Genomic DNA, 21,035 nt, shown 5'->3' with positions numbered 1-21,035 from the left:
AATGCTGTCTCGGCAGGCGTTGCCGCTGCTACTATCCAAAACGCCTCCCGAGCCCTCTCCTCGTATTGCTGTGAGTGAACAGCCGGCCTTTGCTCTGCGTCCCTTCCACCTCTGGGCGGGCTATGTGGTGCTAGTCGTGCTGGCGGTAGGAGGGCTGTCGGCTCTGCTAGACGGTAGGGGCAATTCTCTCGGAAATTGGCTAGCCAGCCAGCCAGGCAGTGAGAGATCCCAGGTGCAGCCGCAGGCGGCCAACTCCTCTGAGCGCAATCCAGAAGCAAAGCCAACCCTTCGCCAGATGTTTCCCACCTTGGAGCAATGGACGCATATCAAAGGGGTTTTCCCTGACGTGTTGGAAGCCCAGCGGCGCAAGCCGGTGCGCCTCGATATTCGCGTAGTGGAACATCCTTCTTGGCTGCGGGTTATTGCTGACGGAAAAACTGTTTTTGAGGCCACCCTGCAGCCGGGGGCGGAGCTAAACTGGGAAGCCGAGCGATCGATTGTGCTGCGCACCGGCAATGCCGGTGGGGTGTTGGTGACCTTCAACGATCGCCATCTGGGGGCGATGGGGCGGTTTGGAGAGGTGAAGGAGGTGATATTTGAGCCAGGGCTGGAGATTCAGTCCTTGCAGTAGGGATCCAGCTCGAGGCCTCCTAGCCTGCAGGGGGTAGAGATTGACCAGACGCAATCTCCCAACCTTGGGATTCCAACTGCTGGAGCAGACGCCGGACTTTGCCCAAATCTTTGTCGCCCGGCTGACGCTCGACACCGCTTGAGAGATCAAGGCCGGTAGGGTGAAGATAGCTTAGGGCCAGTAGAACATTGTCAGGGTTAAGTCCACCGGCCAGCAGCCAGGGCAAGGGCAGGGAGCAGTGGGCCAGCTCTGGCCAGTTGAGGGTTTGTCCGGTGCCACCCGCCCGCTGGGGGTGATAGGCATCCAGAAGCAAGACCTCTACACAGTCGCGGTAGAGATCGGCTACCTGCAAGTCTGCCGGGCAGCGAATGCGCAGGGCCTTGATGCGGCGGATGCCAGGGAGCCACTCTCCCAGTTGCCGGCACGTTTCTGGAGATTCCTGGCCGTGGAGCTGAACAGCCGTGAGGCCAGCCACCTCCACCCAGGTGGCGATGACTTGGGGATCCTGATTCAGAAAGACCCCCACCTTTTCCACATGGCCGGGCAGGGATCTCAGCCAGCGCGCTGCCGAAAGAGGTAAGTAGCGCGGCGTGTTGGGCACAGCCACCACCCCAAGTGCGCTTACCCCCAACGCTGCAATGGCCTCCGCCTGCTCCTGCCGCGTAATGCCGCAGATTTTGACAAACAACCGGCCCATCGGGAGCCCTTCCGACACTCACCGGTACGTCAAATGGGAACAAGGGGTACTCCCCCTAACTTCCTGCTTCCAAAGAGAGAGGGGCAGAGCGCTTGGGAGGTGTCTTGATGGGAGGTAACCATTTTCTAGGAGTTTTCTGGAGGTGCTAATTGCGTTTGGTCGGCATGCATTTGCAGGGGATCCGGTTGTGCTGGATGAAGCTTGTTGATTCGACGCACCATTTGCCATAGCCGCCCAAAGCTACGCTGGTTAAAACGCATTACCAGCCTCGGTAGATGGGCAATGTCCTCCTCAGCCTCCTCCAGCAGAGCCTCCGTTTGCTCAATCCGACCCGAGTCGAGAATGTCAGCAAACTCCTCGTTTAAAATTTCTAGGGCTTGTGGCGAAAGTTTGGTGTTTAAGCGCAAAACCAGGAGCTCCCGCACGTAGCGATTGCTGTGAAAGATGCGATAGAAATCAACAATTTGCCGACAGGCTTCTCCCACATCGTCAGTTAGGGAATAAAGGTGGAGATCCTCGGGGCTAATCAAGCCGCGGCTGAGAAGGTGCTCTCGCACATACTCATCCCATTCCTTCCAGTAGCAGCCGCCTTGCTTGTCCACCAGCACCAAGGGCATGAGTTTGGTCTTCCCGGTTTGCATCAGGGTCAGGCACTCAAAAGCTTCATCCTGCGTGCCAAAGCCGCCGGGAAACAGCACCAGTGCATCCGTTTCCTTAACAAAGAAAAGTTTGCGGGAAAAGAAATACTTAAAGTTAATGACCCGGTCGCTAGCGGCAATGAAAGGATTAACCACCTGCTCAAAGGGCAGCTGGATATTCAGCCCAAACGAGTTTTCCGGCCCCGCCCCCCGATTGCCAGCTTCCATGATGCCACCGCCACCACCTGTCAGCACCATGAAGCCTAGCTGACTAATGCGGTGGGCAAATAGCTGGGCCTGCTGATACTCAGGGCTATCTGCCCCCAAGCGTGCCGAACCAAAGACGGTGACCTTGCGCCGCTGGGTGTAGTTTTGGAAGGTGGCAAAGCCCTGCTCCAGATCCTCAAGCGTAGCCGCCAAGATCTTGGCATCCAGACGGCTGAGCTTTAGGGATCCCATCCGCTGCAGCGACTGCAAAATCCGCAGCCAAGCTGTTCGGTTGGGGTGATGGTCTAACTGCCTGAGACGAGCTTCAGCACTGGAAAAAATTTCTTGCAGCAGAGCGGAAAGAGAATCAGTCAAGCTGGGATCCAGAGTTATCTACCTACTTACTGCAGCGAGTTTTCCCTCTCAAGCTTGGCTTAGAACCCAAATCTTGAGATGGCAAGGCTCTCGGTCTTGGCCAGGACCTTAGCCTTCAGCAGAGCTTCCAAGGTGCTTTTCCAGAATCGTGGTCAGAGTTGCCTTGGGAACGGCGCCAACCACCATATCCACCTTTTGGCCACCCTTGAAGAGAATCAGGGTGGGAATGCTACGAATGCCGTACTGGCTGGCGGTTTGGGGATTTTCGTCAGTATTGATTTTTACAACCTTGATCTTACCGGCATACTGCTCCGCTATCTCCTGCACCACAGGAGCCACCAGTCGGCAAGGGCCACACCAGGGTGCCCAAAAATCAACCAAAACTGGAATCTCACTGCGCAGCACCTCAGCTTCAAAGGTAGCATCAGCAATATCTATTGCCGCAGACATGCCCCGGGAACTCCTGAAACAGTGGCTACTAGCCTATTCATCCTACCACAACTCTCTGGACTCCTGTTGCCTGGCGCTGCTACAGGCGCTTGCAATTTCCTGGGGAAAGCTTGGAGTTGCCCTCAGGCTTTTCCTGAGTAGGGCAAGGTATCCTAGGAGGAACGAGAAAGTTTGCTAGGTGCCGATGGAGCTTGAGCTTGGACCCGAGGACCACAATCCAGGAACAGGCAGGGCAGTAACCGTGGATTTTGTTCGCCACGGCATAGCCGAAGAGCCCCAGCCAGGGAGGGAGGACACCCTGCGCGCCCTGACGGATGAGGGCCGAAAGCGCTGCCGCAAAATTGCCCGCCAGCTTAAGAGCATGGGCTGGAAGTGGGATCTCCTGCTCACCAGCCCTCTAGTTAGAGCACGGCAGACAGCAGAGATCTTCCTTGACGAGAACTTGGCCGAAGACCTGGAAGTGTTTGAGCCGCTAGCCCCTGGCGGCAGCTTTGCTGACTTGGTGCGCTGGCAGACGGAGCGGGGTTCCTTCACCTCCCTAGCTGTAGTCGGCCACCAGCCAGATCTAAGTCTCTGGGTACAGGCAGCCATTGGGCTGCAGCCAGCTCATCCCGAAGCCATTACCCTCAAGAAAGCAGGTCTGGCTCGCGTGCGCTTTGCTGAAGGGCGCATTGATTGCGGCCAGGGCTCCCTGACGTTGCTGCTTTCTCCCAAAGTGGTGTTGCGATAAGGTCAACTTCCCTTCCTTGGAGCTTGGCTTGCAAACGGGCCAAGGGATCTCCCTCCAACGGCTAAGCACTATCTGGGCACCCCAACCCAAAGCTCCATTGCCGCCTTACCCAAGAGGTAGCTTTCTGGTAGGTGCCTGTTGCCTAAGGGGGGAAGCGCAATTACGCAGAGAGGCAAGCCGAACCGAGCACCAATTTCGGACTCCTGCCCCAGAGGGCGGCGCTCTTGCAGTTTCCCTCTCCTGCCTAGGTGGGGCTGTGTCAGCGAGCTGGCCTAGCCTTGCTTCGTCCCTCGAGGAGCTGGGGCTCTTGGCCTTGCAGTGGCCAGATCCAAAGGTAGGATTAGGGGAGAGTCATTCCTGCAGCCAGATTTAATGAGCGACAAGACTGCCCTGGAGACCCTCTCGGTGGTGATGACCACCGTGGGCTCCGAAGCCGATGCCCATCGCCTGGCCCACACCCTAGTGGCCGAGCGCTACGTGGCCTGTGCCCAGGTGCTGCCTCCCATCACCTCCTACTACCGCTGGCAGGGATCCCTGCAGACGGATAGCGAGTTCCTGCTGTTGCTCAAGTTGCCCTCCACTGCCTATCCCCGCCTGGAACAGCGGCTGCGGCAGCTTCACCCTTACCAGGAGCCAGAGATCCTGGCTTTGCCGGCTGCTCAGGTAAGTGCTACCTACTTGGCCTGGGCCCGCGAGCAGGTAGGGTAAGGAAAAGCAGTATCCCCCTTGGACCATGATTGCCCTCTATCCCGGCAGCTTCGACCCCATCACCTTTGGGCACCTCGACATCATCGAGCGGGCCAGCCGCTTGTTTTCCAAAGTCATCGTTGCGGTTTTGAAAAACCCCAACAAAACCCCTCTGTTTACTCCTGAGCAGCGGCAGGCTCAGATTAGCCTCTCTGTTGCCCACCTAAAAAACGTTGAGGTCGATACCTTTTCCGGTCTGACGGTGGCCTACGCCCGCCAACGGGGGGCAAAAGTCATCGTGCGCGGCTTGCGGGTGCTGTCTGACTTTGATGTCGAGCTGCAGATGGCCCATACCAACAAGCTCCTGGCTCCTGAATTGGAAACCGTTTTCCTTGCCACTGCCAGTGAACACAGCTTTGTTAGCAGCAGCCTGGTCAAGGAGGTGGCCAAGTTGGGCGGCCCCATTGATCACCTGGTGCCCCCGCCGGTGGTTCAAGATCTGCGGGAGCGTTTTCCCTTAACTGGATGAAGGGATCCCTGCCTACGAAAACAGGGCCTTCAGCTCTTGCAACGTCTTCCTCACCTTGGCTTGAGCAGCTTCCACCTCTGGCTGGTCGTAGGCTTTGGCGGCAAAGTCCAGCTGTTCCAAGCTGCGGCCCATTTCTTTGGCTAGGCGCAGCACCTCCCGCTTTTGCTTGTCTGGCAGGGTGGAGGCTAGGCTGTTCAAGGTCTTACGGGTTAAGCCCATCGGCCCATGAATGTAGGAGCGGATCTCCAGCCAGTCCTCGGCGTCCACCAGGTTTTGTAGCCGCTCCACCTGTTGCTCCAGTTGTTGCAGCTCTCGGGGCAAGGCGGCAGCCGCCTGGACAGGAAGGGATCCCAGCCACAGCCCCAACGTTAGGATGACAACCAGCAGCAGACTGCGCCAACGACGCATTCTCCTCTACCTCCTGCATGCCTTGACAGGCTTGATTCTTGGCCTTGACCTTCTCAGCAATCAATAGTGTACCTGTTGACTGCCCTCCAACCCTTGGCGGTGCTGGGGAGAAAAGAGGAAATCGGTTAGCCTAGAGCTGTAAAAGTAGGTAAGTGGCGCTCCCATGCAACGTATCATCCTCATGACCGGCAAGGGAGGGGTTGGCAAGACCTCCGTGGCAGCGGCAACCGGCTGGCGTTGTGCTGAGCTAGGTCTAAAGACCCTGGTTTTGAGCACCGATCCAGCCCACTCCTTAGCCGACAGTTTCGACCAGCCCTTGGGCCACGAGCCGGTGGAGGTCAAGCCCAACCTCTGGGGAGCAGAGCTGGACGCCCTGCAGGAGCTGGAGCTGAACTGGGGATCCGTCAAGACCTACATCACGCAGGTGCTGCAGGCCCGCGGGCTGGACGGCGTGCAGGCGCAGGAGCTGGCAGTGCTGCCGGGGATGGACGAGATCTTTGCCCTGGTGCGGGTTAACCGCCACTACGACGAGGGTAAGTTTGATGTGCTAATCATTGACTCCGCTCCCACCGGCACGGCCTTGCGCCTTTTGAGCCTGCCTGATGTTTCCGGGTGGTACATGCGCAAGTTTTACAAACCTCTGCAGGGGTTGGCGCGGGTACTGCGCCCCATCGCCGAGCCCATTGTTAAAGGGCTAACAGGGATCCCCCTGCCGGATGACCAGGTGCTGGATGCCCCCTACGAGTTCTACCAAAAGATCGAGCGGCTGGAGCGCATCCTCACTGACAACCGCATCACTTCCGTGCGCCTGGTCACCAACCCAGAGAAGATGGTGATCAAGGAGTCCCTGCGGGCGCATGCCTACCTCAGCCTCTACGGCGTCGCCACCGACCTAGTGATCGCCAACCGTATTTTGCCGGAAGGGGTAGTGGATCCCTACTTTGCTGCCTGGAAAGCCGCTCAACAGAGATATCGCCGGGAGATCCACGAGAACTTTGCCCCTCTGCCTGTGGTGGAGATCCCGCTTTACCCAGAGGAGCTGGTGGGGTGGGAGGCCCTGGCCCGCCTGAAAAAAGACCTTTGGGGGGATCGCAACCCGGCGGAGGTGTTCTATGCCGAGCAGACGATACAGGTGGTTACCGACAACGGCCAGTACCGCCTGGATCTCTACCTGCCCGGGGTCCCGAAAGAGCAGGTGGAGTTAAGCAAAACCGGCGACGAGCTCAACATCCGCATTGGCAACCACCGCCGCAACCTGGTGTTGCCCCAAACCCTGGCCGCCATGAAGCCGGCGCGGGCCAAAATGGAAGAGGACTACCTGCGCATTCATTTTGCTGCTTGAGCTGGGATCCTTTTCCCTGGAGGCTGCGATGCACCACTCCCCAAACCCCTCGCTAACCCTGGCTCCCATCCATGTGGTGGGCGGAGGGCTGGCAGGGACGGAGGCCGCCTGGCAAATTGCCCAGTTGGGGGTGCCCGTCATCCTCTCGGAGATGCGCCCTGTGCGGCAAAGCCCAGCCCACCACACCGATCAACTGGGCGAGCTGGTGTGCAGCAATTCCTTTGGGGCCCTAGCCAGTGATCGGGCGGCAGGGCTGCTCAAGGAGGAGCTGCGCCAACTGGGCTCCCTGGTCATCGCCACCGCTGATCGCCACGCCGTGCCAGCCGGGGGAGCCCTGGCCGTGGATCGGGCTCGCTTTAGCCAGGCCCTGACGGAGGCCATTGCCAACCACCCCCTCATCACCCTGCGTCGGGAAGAGGTAACCGAGATCCCGGAAGGGATAGCCGTCCTCTGCACCGGCCCGCTGACCAGTGAGCCCCTAGCCAAGGCGCTGCAAGCCTTCACGGGCCTGGAATACCTAAGTTTTTTTGACGCTTCCAGCCCCATTGTTACTGGGGATTCCCTTAACCGGGCAGTGGTGTTTCAGGCCTCCCGCTACGACAGAGGGGAAGCGGCCTACCTCAACTGCCCCATGACGGAGGCGGAGTACGAGCGCTTCTGGCAGGCGCTGGTGGAGGCAGAACAGGTGCCCCTCAAGGATTTTGAAAAAGAGGAGCGCAAGTTTTTCGAAGGCTGCCTGCCCATTGAAGAAATGGCCCGCCGCGGCAAAGATACTCTCCGCTTTGGTCCCTTGAAGCCGGTGGGGCTGGTGGATCCGCGCACGGGAACCCGGCCCTATGCGGTGGTGCAGCTCCGCCAGGAGGACAAAGCAGGCAAGCTGTGGAACTTGGTGGGCTTTCAAACCAATTTGAAGTGGGGAGAACAGCAGCGGGTCTTTCGCCTCATTCCCGGCTTGGAAGCGGCGGAGTTTGTCCGCTTTGGCGTCATGCACCGCAATACCTTTTTGAACTCGCCGCGGCTTTTGCTGCCTACGTTGCAATTTCGCCGCCGGCCAACCCTGTTTGCTGCCGGCCAGTTGGTGGGCACCGAGGGCTACGCCTGCGCTGTGGCGGGAGGGTGGCTGGCCGGGCAGAACGCCGCCCGCCTGGCCCTGGGGCTGCCTTTGATCACGCTGCCCCCAGAGACAATGATGGGATCCCTATTTCAGTTCATCAGCAGCGCCGATCCCAAGTACTTCCAGCCCATGCCGGCCAATTTTGGCCTCCTGCCGGAGCTGGAGGGGCAGAAGGTTCGCAGTAAACAAGAGCGCTACGGTCGTTACCGGGATCGCGCCTTGGCTGCGCTGGCGGCAACAGGGCTAGTGCGCCAAGCGCAAACGGCCTGAGTTCCCTACCCTCCCCAAGCCAATGGCCAGCTAGCCTGAAACCTACAAGGAGGGATCCCGTGCCTATCCTGGTTCTCAACGCCGGCTCCAGCAGCCTCAAAGTCTCTCTCTTTGCAACTGTTGAAGGCAAGGTGGAGACCACCCCCCTCTGGCAGGCGCAGGTGGACTTTGCCTACCAACCTGGCAAGGCGCTCATCCAAACGCGGCGGCAGGATGGCCCCTGGGAGCCTTTTCCTACCCCTTCCCCCCCAGCCGGCATTGGTGATTTGGCTCCTCTCTTCCAAAGCCTCTGGCAAGGCGAGGGATCCCTGCTGGCAGGGGCAACGGAGATTAACGCCATCGGCCACCGGGTGGTGCATGGGGGATCCCTCTACCACCAGCCCACCGTGATCACGCCCGAGGTGGAAGAAGCCATCGAACAGCTAAGCCCCCTGGCCCCAGCCCACAACCCTGCTGCTCTTGAGGGCATTCGCCTCCTGCGCCGGCTGTTGCCCGGGATCCCGCAGGTGGCCGTTTTCGACACCGCCTTCCACCAGCAGATGCCCCCGGCAGCCGCCCTCTATCCCCTTCCCTACGCCTGGGCCGAGCAGGGGATCCGCCGCTATGGTTTTCACGGCATCAACCACGAGCACTGCGCCCGCCGTGCCGCTGAGATCTTGAACCGGCCTCTAGAGGAGTTGCGGCTCATCACCTGCCACTTGGGCAATGGCTGTTCTCTGGCAGCCATTCGCGGGGGCCGCAGTGTCGACACCACCATGGGCTATACCCCCCTAGAGGGCTTGATGATGGGATCCCGCTCCGGCTCGGTGGATCCGGGGATTTTGATCCATCAGTTGCGACGGGGCATGGACGTGGAGGAGCTTGACTGCATCTTGAACCGGGAATCCGGCTTGAAGGGCGTGTCCGGCCTCAGCAGCGACATGCGAGTTATCCTGGAAGCCATGCAGGCAGGCCATGCCCGCGCCGAGCTGGCCTTTAACCTCTTTGTCCACCGCCTGCGCAGCCAGATTGGGGCCATGCTCATGAGCTTGGATCGGCTGGATGCGTTGGTCTTCTCGGGCGGCATTGGGGAAAACGCCGCGCCAGTACGGGCAGCAGCCTGTGCCAACCTGGGCTTTTTGGGGATTCAAATCGACCCAGTTCTCAATGCTGGATCCCCGCGCAACTGCGACATCAGCACCTCTGATGCGCCAGTGCGAGTGCTGGTTATCTCCGCGCAGGAAGACTGGGCCATTGCCACCGCCTGCCAAAAACTGTTGCAAGGGGAATAGGCATTCTAGGCAGGTTTTCTCCTTGTCAACAACTGGCTCCGTAAGACCCTCCCCCGACTATGGGGCCAAGGCCGTGGGTAGGAGATCTGCTCCCCAAGAGAGGGGCTGAGGGATGCCGTGACCTCCTCTTGCACTCCTAATAATGCATGAAGGGCCGGCTTCAATCGCTTACGCCACGCTCTGCGAACGCTTCAAATCGTGTAGTCCCTTCCTCCTACCCCCGGCCCTGACTCTTACAGGGCGGGGCTTATCCACCTCCGCACCCCCAGCGGTTAAACTCGAAACCAGGCCCATTTCAAAGTCACGGGCAACTATGCAGTCTGCACAGCGCTTGCGCAGAGGGATCCCTCTGCTGTTGCTCCTAGGCGTCGGTTTGGCAGGATGTGGGGAGACGACCGGCAGCACCCCCCTGCCGACGCCGATACCGCCTCCCTCCCTCACCATCACCGATCTCTCGCCACGCACCGTCTCCGTAGGGCAAACCCCCACCTTTGTGGTCTCCTTCCGCGTCGAGGCCCCTGCCGGGATCCGCGGATCCAACGCTTTCTTGGCTGCCGTTACTACTCCGCTAGGCAATTTTGTCACCCTGGGGGTTTTCGACGCTTCCCAATTGCCCGGCTGCTTTGTCGGAGCCACCGCCTGCACAGTAACAGGGCTTACCCTGACCCAGAACCGCTTTACCGTTACCCAGACGGGATCCCATCAACTTACCATCAGCGTTTTCGATCGCCAGGAGCGGCTGGGCAGCGGCAGCTTTACCTTTAACGGCGTGCTCTAACGGGGAGCCTCCCTGAAGCCCCAATAGAACTTGCCGGTCCAGCAGAAATCTCTACCCAGAAAGGCCTTGCCAGTCAAGGGTGATCGGCGGTTTGACTTGCCACCTCAGGCTGCGGGAGGCTGCTCGGTTCCCAGGAACTTTGGCCCTCCCGTCGCCGCTGCGCGGGTGATTGCCATGCTCAGTTCCGAATTAGCTTTCTCCAAACGCCTCACCAGCGATGGCTGCGAAAGCGGCCTGCTGCACCCCGCGCTGTCAACCGCTTTGGGACACCCTCTCCCCTCGGCTATCTAGCCGGAAACCCTTGCCAACCCCATTCCTTACTGCCCAGGTCGGCGTGGCGGAGGAATCACAACCAGCCTGCGAGGAGAAGAGTAAGATATCCTAAAACAAACAAAACCAGCCAACTGTCCAGCCGTCCTCTGCCAATTGCTGCCTATGGCCGCTTCTCCTACCCTCCTATCTTTGCCAGGTTCCTCTGAGGTTAGGCAGTCCCAGGGATCGCCCCAGCCCTCCCCTCCTCGCGGTCGCCTAGTGGTTTTAACAGGGCCTAGTGGGGTAGGCAAAGGAACCCTGGTCAGCCACCTGCGCCAGCGCCACCCTGAGCTGTATTTTTCTGTCTCAGTCACCACCCGCCCCCCTCGTCCCGGCGAACAGGAAGGGGTCAACTACTACTTTCGCACCCGCGAGGAGTTTCTCAGTCTCATTGAAGCTGGCGAGTTACTGGAATGGGCGCAGTATGCAGGCAACTTCTACGGCACCCCTCGCCAGATTGTCTTTGAAAAACTCAGCCAGGGTCAGGATGTACTGCTGGAAATTGAGCTGGCTGGAGCTCGCCAAGTGAGGAAACTTTGCCCAGATGCCATTCGTATTTTCCTGTCGCCTCCTTCTCTAGAAGAGCTTGAGCGCCGCATTCGCCAGCGGGGCCAAGATTCCGAAGACAGCATTGAATGCCGCCTGCAGCAGGCTCGCAAGGAATTGGATGCCAAAGACGAATTCGATTACGTCATTGTCAACGATGACCTAGAGCGGGCTTTGCAGGAGCTAGAGGCCTTGCTTTATCCCCCGTCTTCAGGGAAGGGCCAGACGTAGCAGCTCTGCCCCTCTACCCGTCTGCTTGATTTTCCTCAGGCTGGAAGAACTCACGCTCCTGGCTCGACAGGCCAGAAGAAGGCTGCTCGGCCTTGTAATCCTCCTAAATTTGTGAGACAATGGTAAAACTGTGCTTTCTGCCTGCACGGCTTTTGTCGTCTATCTGGCCAATTAGGGGATAGTATGGTACACACACTATCTGGCCAATTAGGGGATAGGTCTCTGGCTCTAATCGGGATCCACTGCATCCTAGAGCTGTACGACTGCCCGGCCAACCTCTTGGATGATGTCTCCCTGGTGCAGCAAGCCTTGCGGGAGGCGGCTAGACGCTCCAACTCCACCCTCTTGGGCGAGCTTTGCCATCCCTTTGAGCCGCAGGGGATCACAGCACTGGCCCTCTTGGGAGAGTCCCACATCTCCATCCACACTTGGCCCGAAGTGGGTTATGCAGCGGTGGATGTGTTTACCTGCGGCCGCCATACGCGGCCGGAAGCAGCCTGCGAATATTTGATTGAGGTTTTTCAAGCACGACGGCATTCGCTGCGTAAGCTACCTCGCCGAACTACGGAGCCGGCACCCCTTGAGGAAGTGACGTCCTTGCCGGAGGCACTCAGTTGTGAGACAGCTAGACGAAGGCGCTGAGATTGCATCCCTTTTGCTGAGCTACCCATGAACCCGCCAAGGAGCTGCTTCTGGGCCCAGGAGTACTTCACCCCCTGGAGCTACACTGCCTTTGCCATTACCCGCGTTCTGGCCCACCGAAAGACCCCCTTCCAAGAAATGCTGATTGCCGAGACGGGGGCCTATGGCAAGGGCTTGATGCTGGATGGGCATTGGCAGTCCACTACGCTGGACGAGTTCCTCTACCATGAGGCACTTGTCCACCCAGCTCTTCTGCAGGTTGTCCAGGGGGGTGTGCTCCCCCGCCGCGTGCTCGTGCTGGGGGGCGCGGAAGGGGCAACGCTGCGGGAGGTGCTGCGCTGGCGCTCGGTGGAGCAGGTAGTGATGGTGGATATCGACGGAGAGGTGGTGGAGGCCTGTCGGGAACACTTGCCAGAAATGCACCAGGGATCCTTTGAGGATCCGCGGGTGCAGGTAGTCATTGCTGATGCTTTCGACTTTGTCCAGGAGACAGAGCCAGTTTGGGATGCCATCCTCTCCGACCTCTCAGATCCAGTGGAAGGGGGCCCTGCCTACCGCCTCTTTACCCAGGAGTTTTTCCGCCAGATCCGCTCCAAGTTGCAGCCTGGTGGGGCTTTTGTCCTCCAGGCTGGGCCGACAAGCCCCCTGGAGTTGTGGCAGCACACCCGCATCGTTCACACCCTGAAAACAGTGTTTGCTGCTGTGCAGACCTACACCATCTACGCCCCTACCTATGGTGAGCCTCTCGGATTTGCCCTGGCAGCTCAGGCTCCCATTCTCTCCAGGCCAGATCCGGAGCAAATTGACCAGCTCCTGGCCCAGCACTTGGATCCCAGTCGAGGGGAACTGCGCTTCCTCGATGGCATCACTCTCCTGGGCCTTTACCAAGTCCCTGCCTATGTGCGCCGCGCCATTGCCACTGAGACCATCGTCTACACCCTAGACAACCCTCCTCAGGTCGACTAAATCCCCCGATGAGATCCTGAGGTGTTTGTCTTTGGTGCCATAACTTGGTAGATTCTTGAACAGGCGAATTCCGCTTCCGCGATGAGAGTTCTAGTTATTGGTGGTGATGGATACTGCGGCTGGGCAACGGCTCTGCACCTATCCAACAGGGGCTACGAGGTGGCTATCCTCGACTCCTACATCCGCCGGCTTTGGGATCTGCAACTGGGGGTTGCTAGCCTGACACCCATTGCCTCGTTGGAGCAGCGGGTTGATCGCTGGAAGGGACTGACCGGTAAGGATATTCCCATTTTTGTATGTGACGTTACCAACTACCAGGCCTTAATTTCTTGCATGCGCCGCTTTGAGCCAGAGGCGATTGTGCACTTTGGCGAGCAGCGCTCCGCTCCCTTCTCGATGATCAGCCGCGAACATGCGGTGATGACCCAGGTTAACAACGTGGTGGGTACCCTCAACATCCTCTATGCCATCAAGGAAGAATTTCCCGACTGCCACCTGGTGAAGCTGGGCACCATGGGTGAGTACGGTACCCCCAACATTGACATCGAGGAGGGCTACATCACCATCGAGCACAACGGCCGCAAGGATACCCTGCCGTATCCCAAGCAGCCGGGATCCATGTACCACCTCTCCAAGGTGCATGACAGCCACAACATTCACTTTGCTTGCCGCGTCTGGGGCCTGCGGGCTACAGACCTTAACCAAGGGGTGGTCTATGGCGTGCTCACGGAAGAAACAGGCATGGACGAGGTCCTCATCAACCGCCTCGACTACGATGGGGTGTTCGGTACGGCTCTAAACCGCTTCTGTGTCCAGGCAGCAGTAGGCCATCCGCTGACGGTCTATGGCAAAGGAGGCCAGACGCGTGGCTTCTTGGATATTCGCGACACTGTGCGTTGTGTGGAGCTAGCCATCGCCAATCCTCCTGAGCCAGGTCAGTTTCGGGTGATGAACCAGTTTACGGAACAATTTAGTGTCGAGCAGCTAGCCGTGATGGTGCAAAAGGCGGCAGCTGCCATGGGCTTGAAGGTGGAAATCCAACACTTGGAGAACCCCCGCGTTGAGTTGGAAGAGCACTACTACAACGCCAAAAACACCAAGCTTCTTGATCTAGGCCTTCAGCCCCACTACCTGTCAGATTCGCTATTGGATTCGCTGCTTAACTTCGCCCTCAAGTACAAAGACCGGGTGGATGTGCGGCAAATCCTGCCTAAGGTGAAATGGAAAGGCTAACCCCCCAGGCAAGCTTGAGCTAGGCTCAGCCAGCCGCGGGCCAGGTTCTCCAGGTCATAGCCCCCTTCTAGGCCGAAGACGGTCTTGCGGGTCACCTCCTCCAGGCAAAGGCGGGCCATGCGGCCAAAATCTTCTGGCTCCAGCAGCATGCTGGCCAAGGGATCCCCTTTGGCACAGTCAAAGCCTGCACTCACCAGCAGCAAATCCGGTTGGAAGGCGCGCAGGAAGGGCAAAACCTTCTCATCGAGAGCCTTTTTATAGGCCGACCAATCCGACCCAGCAGGCAGAGGCACGTTGCAGAGGTTGCCGTGGAGTCCGGTTTCCTCCGCCCGTCCTGTGCCAGGGTAGAGAGGAAACTGGTGGATGGAGGCATAGGCCAGCTGGGGATGGCGCTCTACTACCGCCTGGGTGCCGTTGCCGTGGTGCACATCCCAATCGAAAATGGCTACCCGCTTAACCCCCGGCTGATCCAGGGCCCATAGAGCTGCAATGGCGGCGTTACTGAAGAGGCAAAACCCCATTGCCCGCTCTGGCTCGGCGTGATGCCCAGGAGGACGACAGAGCACCAGAGCCGGCTGTCCTGTAGCCAAGACTGAGGCCGAAGCAGCAATCCAGGCTCCCACTGCCCGCCGCGCTGCCTCAAAGCTGCCTGGAGAGACGATGGTATCGGCATCGAGGTAACCCCCACCCGCTGCAGCCAGCTCCGCCACCCGTTGAATATGCCAAGGGGGGTGGACTCGCTCCAGCTCCCAAAGCTCAGCCAAAGGGGGATCCCGCCACTCCAGTTGGCTGGCAAAAGGGGAGCCCTGCAGAGCCTTAGAAATAGCTCGCAAGCGTGCTGGCCGTTCCGGATGAAAGGGACCTGTGTTGTGGCTGAGAAAAGTCTCAGAATAGTAGACAGGCAGCATGAATAGAATAGAAGCAATAGGCTGATGCCCTGCCTTTGCAGTGTAGCTTACCCGTAGAACACTTCCGACATAGCTGCTCCTACGTAGGGATCCTCAAAAGAGTCCTGTTGCAGCTTCTGCTTGACCACCTCCCGCACCACCGAGCGGAGCAATTCCAGTTCTCGGGGATTAAGCTGATCGCGGCTAGGACATTCATCGGCAGCCAGCCACCTATAAACAGGAGGAACCCGGTTGAGAATCTGCTGCATTAGCGATTCTCGCTCTCTAGCATCATGAAACACTTGCTTATGGGGGTGCTCAGTGCAGAGGAAAGTTTCCAGTTCTGACAATGCCAGGTACTCGACAATATTCACCAACACTTTTTCCATCGGAGTTTCCCTCCTATCTTAAAACAAGCATTCAACAAAGTCTCTGCTGCAAAGGGTGCTAGCTGCCCCTTCCCCCTGCTCTTGGCAGGGGACTCGTATCTAAGCAGTAGACCCAGGTCCCCACCTGCGGGAAGTCACTGTCAATTCATTGGCTAAGATCCCCGCCGCAACTTGCTAGTATCTGTTGCCAAGAAGAAATTATTGGTATTTTGGGAAGTACAGAGGGAGGATTTTAACAAAGACTATAGAAACTCGTCTGCCCCTAGAAAGATCTTAGCCGATCACTCCTCGGTCAACATGCTAGCACGCAACCATGTAGGAAAGTGTGGAACTATTGAAAACTTTACATGTCTCACATATTTCTTGACAGCTGACTAAGGCCTTGGAAAACCGGAAAAGCCCAAGGCCCAAAAAGTCAACCTTTGAAGCTAGGTCACTACCCTGCTAAAGGCAAGTCAACTCGCTGGGCCTGGATCCAAAAAGACTCTAAGTCGTAGTACTCTCTTTCGTTTTGCATCAGTACGTGAACGATGAGATCGGCATAGTCCATCAGGATCCACGAGCTTGAGTCTTGACCTTCAATGCGGCGCGGCCTCTGTTGCCACTCCTCCCAGAGCTTTTCCTCAATTGCCCGGGCAATGGCACGCACTTGCGTCAGCGAGTAGCCACTGACCAGAAGAAAGTAGTCTGCCAGTGTGGAAACCTGGGATACGTCCAGCAGAACAATGTCACCACCTTTTTTTTCTTCCGCTGCGCGAGCTGCAGTCAGCGCCATGCGATAGATGGGATCCCTGGCACGGCTAGGCATGAGCTGTAGCAACTAAGACCCTCCTGAAACGACTGGATGAACCGGGGATGCAGGCCTCTGGAAATCCTTTTTGTGCAAAGGATGGAGCAGGAAATGATTGCGAGTCATGAGTGTGCGTGGATGAACCACCTGATTCCGGTTTAGCAAAAATCTCAGGCTCAGATCGCAAACACCTACCACAGCTTTAGATAAATCTACAAAAGCCAGACGTCGCAACTGCTCCAGCTCTGGGCTGTTGCCGCGGCTGGGTTCCAGAGCATCGGCCACAAAAACCACACAACTTAGCGGATCCATGCCGGGCCGCCCCAGGGTGTGGTTGGCAATAGCCGCTAGGATTTCCTCATCCTGCACCTGAAACTGTTCCTGTGCCAACAGGGATCCCACCTCGGCGTGGAGAATGTGGGGTTCAGCCCGTTCAATCTCGTCTAGCTCCCGCTCCCGAGCTACTCGCTGTAGCAGCTCCTCTGCTGGGAAAGACTTAGCCAAGTCGTGCAGTAGGCCTGCCCAAGCAGCTTTCTGCTCATCCAGCCCGTAGTGAGCTGCCAGTTGCCGGGCCATTGCTTCGACTCCTAGGATGTGGCGCAGGCGAGGAGGAGGCAGCCGCTCCTGCAGCCAGGCCAACACCTCCTCTCGCCGCAAGGTTAGGTTAGTCATTTTGCAACTTCAACACCGCCATAAATGCCTCTTGGGGCACATCCACTGTTCCCAGCGCCTTCATGCGCTTTTTTCCCTCCTTCTGCTTTTCCAGAAGCTTGCGCTTGCGAGTTACATCGCCCCCGTAGCACTTGGCCAAAACATTTTTGCGCAGAGCAGGAATAGTTTCGCGGGCTATCACCCGAGAGCCAACCGCCGCTTGGATGGGCACCTCAAACTGGTGGCGTGGGATCAGCTCGCGCAACTTAGCCACCAGGGATCGGCCTACCTGGAAGGCTTTGTCCCGATGCACAATCGTGGAGAGGGCATCCACCACCTCGCCATTGATGAGAATATCCAAGCGCACCAGATCGTCAGGTCGATAGCCCACCATCTGGTAGTCCATGCTGGCGTAGCCGCGGGTGCGAGATTTTAACTGGTCAAAAAAGTCCGTGATCACTTCCGCCAGAGGCAGTTCGTATACTAGCGTCGTGCGGCCCTGAGCCAGGTACCTCATATCCTTAAAGGTGCCGCGCTTGGTCTCGCACAGTTCCATCACTGGGCCAACGAATTCCTCCGGCAAAATCATTTCCACCCGGACAATGGGCTCCTCAATGCTAACGCGCTCGTTGGGAGGAGGCAGCTTGCTGGGATTGTCGACCTGGATTACCGAACCATTGTTGAGGGTAACCTGGTAGACCACCGTTGGGGCTGTAATCACCAAATCCAGGTTGTACTCCCGCTCCAGCCGTTCCTGAACCACCTCCATGTGCAGCAGACCCAAGAAACCGCAGCGGAAGCCAAAGCCCATGGCAGGGGAAACTTCCGGCTCAAAGTGGAGAGCAGCATCGTTGAGCTTGAGTTTTTCCAGGGCTTCTTTGAGTTCAGCGTACTGATCCGAGTTGCTGGGAAAGAGGCCGCAGAAAACCATGGGCTTAGCTTCTTTGTAGCCGGGCAGGGGCTCAGCAGCCCTGCGATGAACGAGAGTGATGGTATCCCCCACGCGGGCATGCTCAACGCTCTTGATGGCAGCGGCAATGTAGCCCACCTCCCCAGCATGGAGAGACTCAACCCGCTCTTGGTGGGGGCGCATCACTCCCAACTCAGTAACCTCGTACTCGCGGCCAGAGGCCATAAAACAGATCTTATCCCCCGTCTTCACCTCCCCATCCATGATGCGCACATAGACAATCACACCGCGGTAGGGATCGTAGTAGCTATCGAAAATCAGAGCCCGCAAGGGATCTGCCACCGTATCCCGCGGCGGGGGTACCCGCTGCACAATAGCCTCAAGGATCTCTGAGATTCCAAGGCCCACTTTGGCAGAGGCCAAGATAGCCCCACTGCAGTCAAGACCAATCACCTGCTCAATCTCAGCAATGACTCGCTCTGGGTCGGCGCTGGGCAAGTCAATTTTGTTAATGACGGGGATAATTTCCAAGTTGTTTTCTAGGGCCAGGTAGACATTCGCCAGAGTTTGGGCTTCCACACCTTGAGAGGCATCCACCACCAGGAGCGCTCCTTCGCAGGCAGCCAGCGAGCGGGAGACCTCGTAGGAAAAATCCACATGCCCTGGCGTATCAATGAGGTTGAGGACGTAGTCCTGGCCGTCTTGGGCCCGGTAGTTCATGCGGGCTGCCTGCAGCTTGATGGTGATGCCCCGTTCCCGCTCCAGTTCCATGTTGTCTAGAAGTTGCGGCTTCATCTCGCGGGCTGAAACGGTGCCAGTTGCCTCCAGCAGCCGGTCGGCGAGGGTGGACTTGCCGTGATCAATGTGGGCAATGATGGAAAAGTTGCGAATGCGGGAGACGGGAACGTCAGTCATAGAAACCTAGCCAGGGCAAAGATTTTTTACAATGCTAGCTTGTCTGCCCCTCTGGCTAAGCCAGGGTTGTTCGGAGGTTAACCCCACTGCGCGGCGTACTCCGCACCGCTGGCGCAAGCAAGGCGAGGAGGATCTCAACAGCACAAGGACAGGATCTAGCCCCTCCACCAGCTTGGGGAGCGGACAGGGAGACGAGCCTGCCAGCGCTACTTTTGGGGTAGGAGGTATTTCTAGCTCAGGGGGAAGCTACGCTTGTAGAAATTCCTCTGTTGGAGTTGGAACCAGCATTGTCTAGGTCTTGCAGTCCAGCACGTATACTCAACGACTACTTGTCCAACTTCTCAATATAGGGGCGAATGTCGTTGAGGTCGATGTAGCGGTCGGTAGCGTTGCGCAGCTCGCGGGCAATCATCCCTTCGGTGGAGACAACGGTAATCGTGGTGTTTTTGGAGCGCAACAGCTCAACGGCCCGCTCAAAATCACCGTCGCCGCTAAATAGGATGAGCCGGTCGTATTGCCCCACCGTGTTGAACATATCGATCACAATCTCGATATCTAGATTAGCCCTCTGGGAGTAGCGGCCCGACTCTTCATCTCGGTATTCCTTGAGGAGCTTGGTGCGCACCGTATAGCCCAAGTTGATCAGGGCATCTCGGAAAGCTCTTTGATCGTTGGGATCCTTGATGCCGGTGTACCAAAACGCATTGACCAGCTCGACATTGGGTTGTGACCTGACAAAGTAATCCAAGATGCGGCGGGGGTCAAAGAACCAGCCAATTTTTTGTTGAGCATAAAACATATTGTTTCCATCAACAAAGATGGAAACCCGTGTAACGGGATAGCGAAACATAAATTTAGTTAAGGTCGACTGGTCAGGAAAAGAGAATGAAAACGAGGGCGCTGATTAGCTTAACGCAAAGAGGGTTGCAACAGGGCAAAGGTGGCTGATGTCAGTTTTCTATCATAGCCAAAAGAGGGTCCCTTGGCTCCGGTTCCTAGCCTAGCAAAGGGGTTTCCTGGCAACTTAAGTTGGGTTCCGGCTGGGGCAGAGCAGGGCTGAACTTCAAGCGATCCACTTGGCTGAGGTAGAGCTCTGCCAATTGTCGGGCCAGGTTGCGGATGCGCCCAATGTAGAGGGTGCGCTCGGCCACGGCAATGACGCCGCGGGCATCGAGCAGGTTGAAGGTGTGGGAGCACTTGAGCACGTAGTCGTAGGCAGGCAAGAGCAGCGACACCGGTGGCTGCTTGGGAGTCACCGGTTTCTCTAGCTTCTGCTGCGTGATTTCAATCAAGCGCTTGGCTTCAGCTTCGTAGAGGCGGAACAACTCCAACAGCATCTCGGGATCCGAGTACTCAAAGTTGTAATAGGATTGCTCCACCTCATTTTGGAAATAGATTTGCCCATAGGTAATACGGCCCAGGGAAGGGTGCTCACTCCAGCAGAGATCGAAAACCGAATCCACCCCCTGCAGGTACATGGCTAGGCGCTCCAGCCCATAGGTAATTTCTACGGAAACGGGGTGGCAATCCTGCCCGCCTACTTGTTGGAAGTAGGTAAATTGGGTTATTTCCATGCCATCTAGCCAAACTTCCCAGCCTACGCCCCAGGCGCCGAGGGTAGGGGATTCCCAGTCGTCTTCCACAAAGCGAATGTCGTGCTCTGCCGGGTTGATGCCCAAAGCCCGTAGGCTGTCCAGGTACACCTCTTGGATGTCGTCGGGGGAGGGCTTGATCAGGACTTGGTACTGAAAGTAGTGCTGTAGACGGTTGGGGTTTTGGCCGTAGCGCCCATCGGTGGGGCGGCGGCAGGGCTCCACATAGGCCACTCGCCAGGGATCCGGCCCTAGAGCGCGCAAGAACGTGTGGGGGCTCATGGTGCCCGCCCCCTTTTCCAAGTCGTAGGGCTGGAGGATGAGGCAGCCTTGCTCCCCCCAAAACTGCTGCAGGCGTAGGATTAGGTCTTGAAAGGTTTGGGCTGACATAGAGATAGGGCGGAGAGCTTTCCCCATCCTACCAAGGCATCTCCCTTGCTTAGTCAATCAGCTCCTCCCAAACAGGTAGAACGGTGGAATCCCCGTCAAAGGCCTGTTGGAGGGCGCTCTCCCACAGCGTGCCCATTTTGGCCAGGCAGAGGCGGTGGGTGACTTTGAGCGAATTGGCCGGCACCCGACCAAGTCGAGGGGGGTTGGACTTCAGGGCCCATTGGGCCGCCTCCTCCAGTGCGTAGGAGAGGGTGGGTCCAAGATGGGCTTGCTGTGTCTCTTGAAGGCAATTCCCGACTGGAGATAATCAAGGCTGCGGCTCTGCCCTCCCACCAGGAAGCTGCCCTGGGCGTCGATGCCGTCTTTTTCTAGCTGCGGTTGGTCTTGCTTCTAGATGTGGCGGATCCCAGGTAGCGGGCCACGTCGTAGAGAGGGGGCAGGGTGAGGATGCCAA

24 protein-coding genes are annotated in these 21,035 nt (G+C 57.9%); 12 read left to right on the top strand and 12 right to left on the bottom strand.

From position 1 onward, the window contains the following. The first annotated feature begins 1 nt into the window (after position 1). Positions 2 to 631, top strand: a complete 630-nt coding sequence (locus NW830_RS07365; RefSeq protein ID WP_414404651.1) for a DUF4115 domain-containing protein — start codon at positions 2 to 4, stop codon at positions 629 to 631. A gap of 19 nt (positions 632 to 650) precedes the next feature. On the opposite strand, the gene NW830_RS07360 is transcribed toward NW830_RS07365, so the two are convergent. The 3 genes from NW830_RS07360 to trxA all read right to left on the bottom strand — a co-directional run bounded on the left by NW830_RS07360 (position 651) and on the right by trxA (position 2,998). After that, positions 651 to 1,328: a phosphoribosylanthranilate isomerase gene (locus tag NW830_RS07360; protein ID WP_414361412.1), complete on the bottom strand. Its 678-nt coding sequence runs from the start codon at positions 1,326 to 1,328 to the stop codon at positions 651 to 653. A gap of 125 nt (positions 1,329 to 1,453) precedes the next feature. Further along, positions 1,454 to 2,548, bottom strand: coding sequence for a TIGR00730 family Rossman fold protein (locus NW830_RS07355; RefSeq protein ID WP_414361414.1), 1,095 nt, complete (start codon positions 2,546 to 2,548; stop codon positions 1,454 to 1,456). A 108-nt stretch (positions 2,549 to 2,656) separates the two neighbouring features. Then, on the bottom strand, positions 2,657 to 2,998 hold the full coding sequence (gene trxA / locus NW830_RS07350; RefSeq protein ID WP_414361416.1) for a thioredoxin: 342 nt from the start codon (positions 2,996 to 2,998) through the stop codon (positions 2,657 to 2,659). A 241-nt stretch (positions 2,999 to 3,239) separates the two neighbouring features. On the opposite strand from trxA, the gene sixA reads away from it, so the two are divergent. The 3 genes from sixA to coaD all read left to right on the top strand — a co-directional run bounded on the left by sixA (position 3,240) and on the right by coaD (position 4,944). Beyond that, positions 3,240 to 3,728 (top strand): phosphohistidine phosphatase SixA, encoded by a 489-nt coding sequence (gene sixA / locus NW830_RS07345; protein WP_414361418.1) that lies wholly within the window; start codon positions 3,240 to 3,242, stop codon positions 3,726 to 3,728. 372 nt (positions 3,729 to 4,100) lie between these two features. Further along, on the top strand, positions 4,101 to 4,436 hold the full coding sequence (gene cutA / locus NW830_RS07340) for a divalent-cation tolerance protein CutA (RefSeq protein WP_414361419.1): 336 nt from the start codon (positions 4,101 to 4,103) through the stop codon (positions 4,434 to 4,436). Positions 4,437 to 4,461: 25 nt separating this feature from the next. Next, on the top strand, positions 4,462 to 4,944 hold the full coding sequence (gene coaD, locus NW830_RS07335) for a pantetheine-phosphate adenylyltransferase (RefSeq protein ID WP_414361421.1): 483 nt from the start codon (positions 4,462 to 4,464) through the stop codon (positions 4,942 to 4,944). A 12-nt stretch (positions 4,945 to 4,956) separates the two neighbouring features. On the opposite strand, the gene psbQ is transcribed toward coaD, so the two are convergent. Then, positions 4,957 to 5,352, bottom strand: a complete 396-nt coding sequence (psbQ, locus tag NW830_RS07330; RefSeq protein WP_414404630.1) for a photosystem II protein PsbQ — start codon at positions 5,350 to 5,352, stop codon at positions 4,957 to 4,959. Between the two features lie 163 nt (positions 5,353 to 5,515). Here psbQ and NW830_RS07325 point away from each other — a divergent pair, with 163 nt between their 5' ends. The 8 genes from NW830_RS07325 (at position 5,516) to NW830_RS07290 (ending at position 14,057) form a co-directional block, all read left to right on the top strand. After that, positions 5,516 to 6,694 (top strand): TRC40/GET3/ArsA family transport-energizing ATPase, encoded by a 1,179-nt coding sequence (locus NW830_RS07325; RefSeq protein WP_414385410.1) that lies wholly within the window; start codon positions 5,516 to 5,518, stop codon positions 6,692 to 6,694. Between the two features lie 28 nt (positions 6,695 to 6,722). Next, entirely contained in the window at positions 6,723 to 8,078 is a 1,356-nt protein-coding gene (trmFO, locus tag NW830_RS07320; RefSeq protein ID WP_414361427.1) for an FADH(2)-oxidizing methylenetetrahydrofolate--tRNA-(uracil(54)-C(5))-methyltransferase TrmFO, read from the top strand. A gap of 59 nt (positions 8,079 to 8,137) precedes the next feature. Next, positions 8,138 to 9,349: an acetate kinase gene (locus NW830_RS07315; RefSeq protein ID WP_414361429.1), complete on the top strand. Its 1,212-nt coding sequence runs from the start codon at positions 8,138 to 8,140 to the stop codon at positions 9,347 to 9,349. A 313-nt stretch (positions 9,350 to 9,662) separates the two neighbouring features. Beyond that, the gene (locus NW830_RS07310) at positions 9,663 to 10,127 is read left to right on the top strand and encodes a hypothetical protein (RefSeq protein ID WP_414361431.1); all 465 of its coding nucleotides are present in this window, start codon (positions 9,663 to 9,665) and stop codon (positions 10,125 to 10,127) included. Between the two features lie 435 nt (positions 10,128 to 10,562). Continuing rightward, positions 10,563 to 11,216: a guanylate kinase gene (gene gmk, locus NW830_RS07305; RefSeq protein ID WP_414361433.1), complete on the top strand. Its 654-nt coding sequence runs from the start codon at positions 10,563 to 10,565 to the stop codon at positions 11,214 to 11,216. 183 nt (positions 11,217 to 11,399) lie between these two features. Further along, positions 11,400 to 11,858, top strand: coding sequence for an adenosylmethionine decarboxylase (gene speD / locus NW830_RS07300; RefSeq protein ID WP_414361435.1), 459 nt, complete (start codon positions 11,400 to 11,402; stop codon positions 11,856 to 11,858). 27 nt (positions 11,859 to 11,885) lie between these two features. After that, entirely contained in the window at positions 11,886 to 12,824 is a 939-nt protein-coding gene (locus NW830_RS07295) for a spermidine synthase (protein WP_414361436.1), read from the top strand. Between the two features lie 81 nt (positions 12,825 to 12,905). After that, positions 12,906 to 14,057 (top strand): NAD-dependent epimerase/dehydratase family protein, encoded by a 1,152-nt coding sequence (locus NW830_RS07290; protein ID WP_414361438.1) that lies wholly within the window; start codon positions 12,906 to 12,908, stop codon positions 14,055 to 14,057. On the opposite strand, the gene NW830_RS07285 is transcribed toward NW830_RS07290, so the two are convergent. The 8 genes from NW830_RS07285 to NW830_RS07250 form a co-directional block, all read right to left on the bottom strand. Then, complete coding sequence (locus tag NW830_RS07285; protein ID WP_414361440.1) at positions 14,054 to 14,965, bottom strand: histone deacetylase; 912 nt, start codon at positions 14,963 to 14,965, stop codon at positions 14,054 to 14,056. The two genes, NW830_RS07290 and NW830_RS07285, sit on opposite strands and share 4 nt — an antisense overlap. A 47-nt stretch (positions 14,966 to 15,012) precedes the next feature. After that, positions 15,013 to 15,333, bottom strand: a complete 321-nt coding sequence (locus tag NW830_RS07280; protein ID WP_414361441.1) for a hypothetical protein — start codon at positions 15,331 to 15,333, stop codon at positions 15,013 to 15,015. Positions 15,334 to 15,769: 436 nt separating this feature from the next. Continuing rightward, a complete protein-coding gene (rsfS, locus tag NW830_RS07275) occupies positions 15,770 to 16,141 on the bottom strand; it encodes a ribosome silencing factor (protein ID WP_414361443.1) in 372 nt (123 codons plus the stop codon). 12 nt (positions 16,142 to 16,153) lie between these two features. Then, positions 16,154 to 16,795 (bottom strand): bis(5'-nucleosyl)-tetraphosphatase (symmetrical) YqeK, encoded by a 642-nt coding sequence (yqeK, locus tag NW830_RS07270; protein ID WP_414361445.1) that lies wholly within the window; start codon positions 16,793 to 16,795, stop codon positions 16,154 to 16,156. Further along, positions 16,788 to 18,599: a translation elongation factor 4 gene (gene lepA / locus NW830_RS07265; protein ID WP_414361447.1), complete on the bottom strand. Its 1,812-nt coding sequence runs from the start codon at positions 18,597 to 18,599 to the stop codon at positions 16,788 to 16,790. The genes yqeK and lepA overlap by 8 nt, the downstream gene beginning before the upstream one ends. 325 nt (positions 18,600 to 18,924) lie before the next feature. Further along, the gene (locus tag NW830_RS07260; protein ID WP_414361449.1) at positions 18,925 to 19,449 is read right to left on the bottom strand and encodes an NYN domain-containing protein; all 525 of its coding nucleotides are present in this window, start codon (positions 19,447 to 19,449) and stop codon (positions 18,925 to 18,927) included. A 145-nt stretch (positions 19,450 to 19,594) separates the two neighbouring features. Then, positions 19,595 to 20,581 (bottom strand): glycine--tRNA ligase subunit alpha, encoded by a 987-nt coding sequence (gene glyQ / locus NW830_RS07255; protein ID WP_414361531.1) that lies wholly within the window; start codon positions 20,579 to 20,581, stop codon positions 19,595 to 19,597. 49 nt (positions 20,582 to 20,630) lie between these two features. Beyond that, entirely contained in the window at positions 20,631 to 20,765 is a 135-nt protein-coding gene (locus NW830_RS07250; protein ID WP_414361451.1) for a hypothetical protein, read from the bottom strand. Positions 20,766 to 21,035 lie beyond the last annotated feature (270 nt).

It is taken from the genome of Synechococcus sp. OH30 (assembly GCF_047462175.1).
Lineage (GTDB): Bacteria > Cyanobacteriota > Cyanobacteriia > Thermostichales > Thermostichaceae > Thermostichus.
This window is presented reverse-complemented; position numbering and strand designations above follow the sequence as displayed.

What these genes read in the sequence shown, in the direction of transcription:
- NW830_RS07365 (WP_414404651.1), top strand. Translation starts at nt 2, where the DNA reads ATGCTGTCTCGGCAGGCGTTGCCGCTGCTACTATCCAAAACGCCTCCC.
- NW830_RS07360 (WP_414361412.1), bottom strand. Translation starts at nt 1,328, where the DNA reads ATGGGCCGGTTGTTTGTCAAAATCTGCGGCATTACGCGGCAGGAGCAG.
- trxA (WP_414361416.1), bottom strand. Translation starts at nt 2,998, where the DNA reads ATGTCTGCGGCAATAGATATTGCTGATGCTACCTTTGAAGCTGAGGTG.
- cutA (WP_414361419.1), top strand. Translation starts at nt 4,101, where the DNA reads ATGAGCGACAAGACTGCCCTGGAGACCCTCTCGGTGGTGATGACCACC.
- coaD (WP_414361421.1), top strand. Translation starts at nt 4,462, where the DNA reads ATGATTGCCCTCTATCCCGGCAGCTTCGACCCCATCACCTTTGGGCAC.
- psbQ (WP_414404630.1), bottom strand. Translation starts at nt 5,352, where the DNA reads ATGCGTCGTTGGCGCAGTCTGCTGCTGGTTGTCATCCTAACGTTGGGG.
- NW830_RS07325 (WP_414385410.1), top strand. Translation starts at nt 5,516, where the DNA reads ATGCAACGTATCATCCTCATGACCGGCAAGGGAGGGGTTGGCAAGACC.
- trmFO (WP_414361427.1), top strand. Translation starts at nt 6,723, where the DNA reads ATGCACCACTCCCCAAACCCCTCGCTAACCCTGGCTCCCATCCATGTG.
- NW830_RS07310 (WP_414361431.1), top strand. Translation starts at nt 9,663, where the DNA reads ATGCAGTCTGCACAGCGCTTGCGCAGAGGGATCCCTCTGCTGTTGCTC.
- gmk (WP_414361433.1), top strand. Translation starts at nt 10,563, where the DNA reads ATGGCCGCTTCTCCTACCCTCCTATCTTTGCCAGGTTCCTCTGAGGTT.
- speD (WP_414361435.1), top strand. Translation starts at nt 11,400, where the DNA reads ATGGTACACACACTATCTGGCCAATTAGGGGATAGGTCTCTGGCTCTA.
- NW830_RS07295 (WP_414361436.1), top strand. Translation starts at nt 11,886, where the DNA reads ATGAACCCGCCAAGGAGCTGCTTCTGGGCCCAGGAGTACTTCACCCCC.
- NW830_RS07290 (WP_414361438.1), top strand. Translation starts at nt 12,906, where the DNA reads ATGAGAGTTCTAGTTATTGGTGGTGATGGATACTGCGGCTGGGCAACG.
- NW830_RS07285 (WP_414361440.1), bottom strand. Translation starts at nt 14,965, where the DNA reads ATGCTGCCTGTCTACTATTCTGAGACTTTTCTCAGCCACAACACAGGT.
- NW830_RS07280 (WP_414361441.1), bottom strand. Translation starts at nt 15,333, where the DNA reads ATGGAAAAAGTGTTGGTGAATATTGTCGAGTACCTGGCATTGTCAGAA.
- rsfS (WP_414361443.1), bottom strand. Translation starts at nt 16,141, where the DNA reads ATGCCTAGCCGTGCCAGGGATCCCATCTATCGCATGGCGCTGACTGCA.
- yqeK (WP_414361445.1), bottom strand. Translation starts at nt 16,795, where the DNA reads ATGACTAACCTAACCTTGCGGCGAGAGGAGGTGTTGGCCTGGCTGCAG.
- lepA (WP_414361447.1), bottom strand. Translation starts at nt 18,599, where the DNA reads ATGACTGACGTTCCCGTCTCCCGCATTCGCAACTTTTCCATCATTGCC.
- NW830_RS07260 (WP_414361449.1), bottom strand. Translation starts at nt 19,449, where the DNA reads ATGTTTCGCTATCCCGTTACACGGGTTTCCATCTTTGTTGATGGAAAC.
- glyQ (WP_414361531.1), bottom strand. Translation starts at nt 20,581, where the DNA reads ATGTCAGCCCAAACCTTTCAAGACCTAATCCTACGCCTGCAGCAGTTT.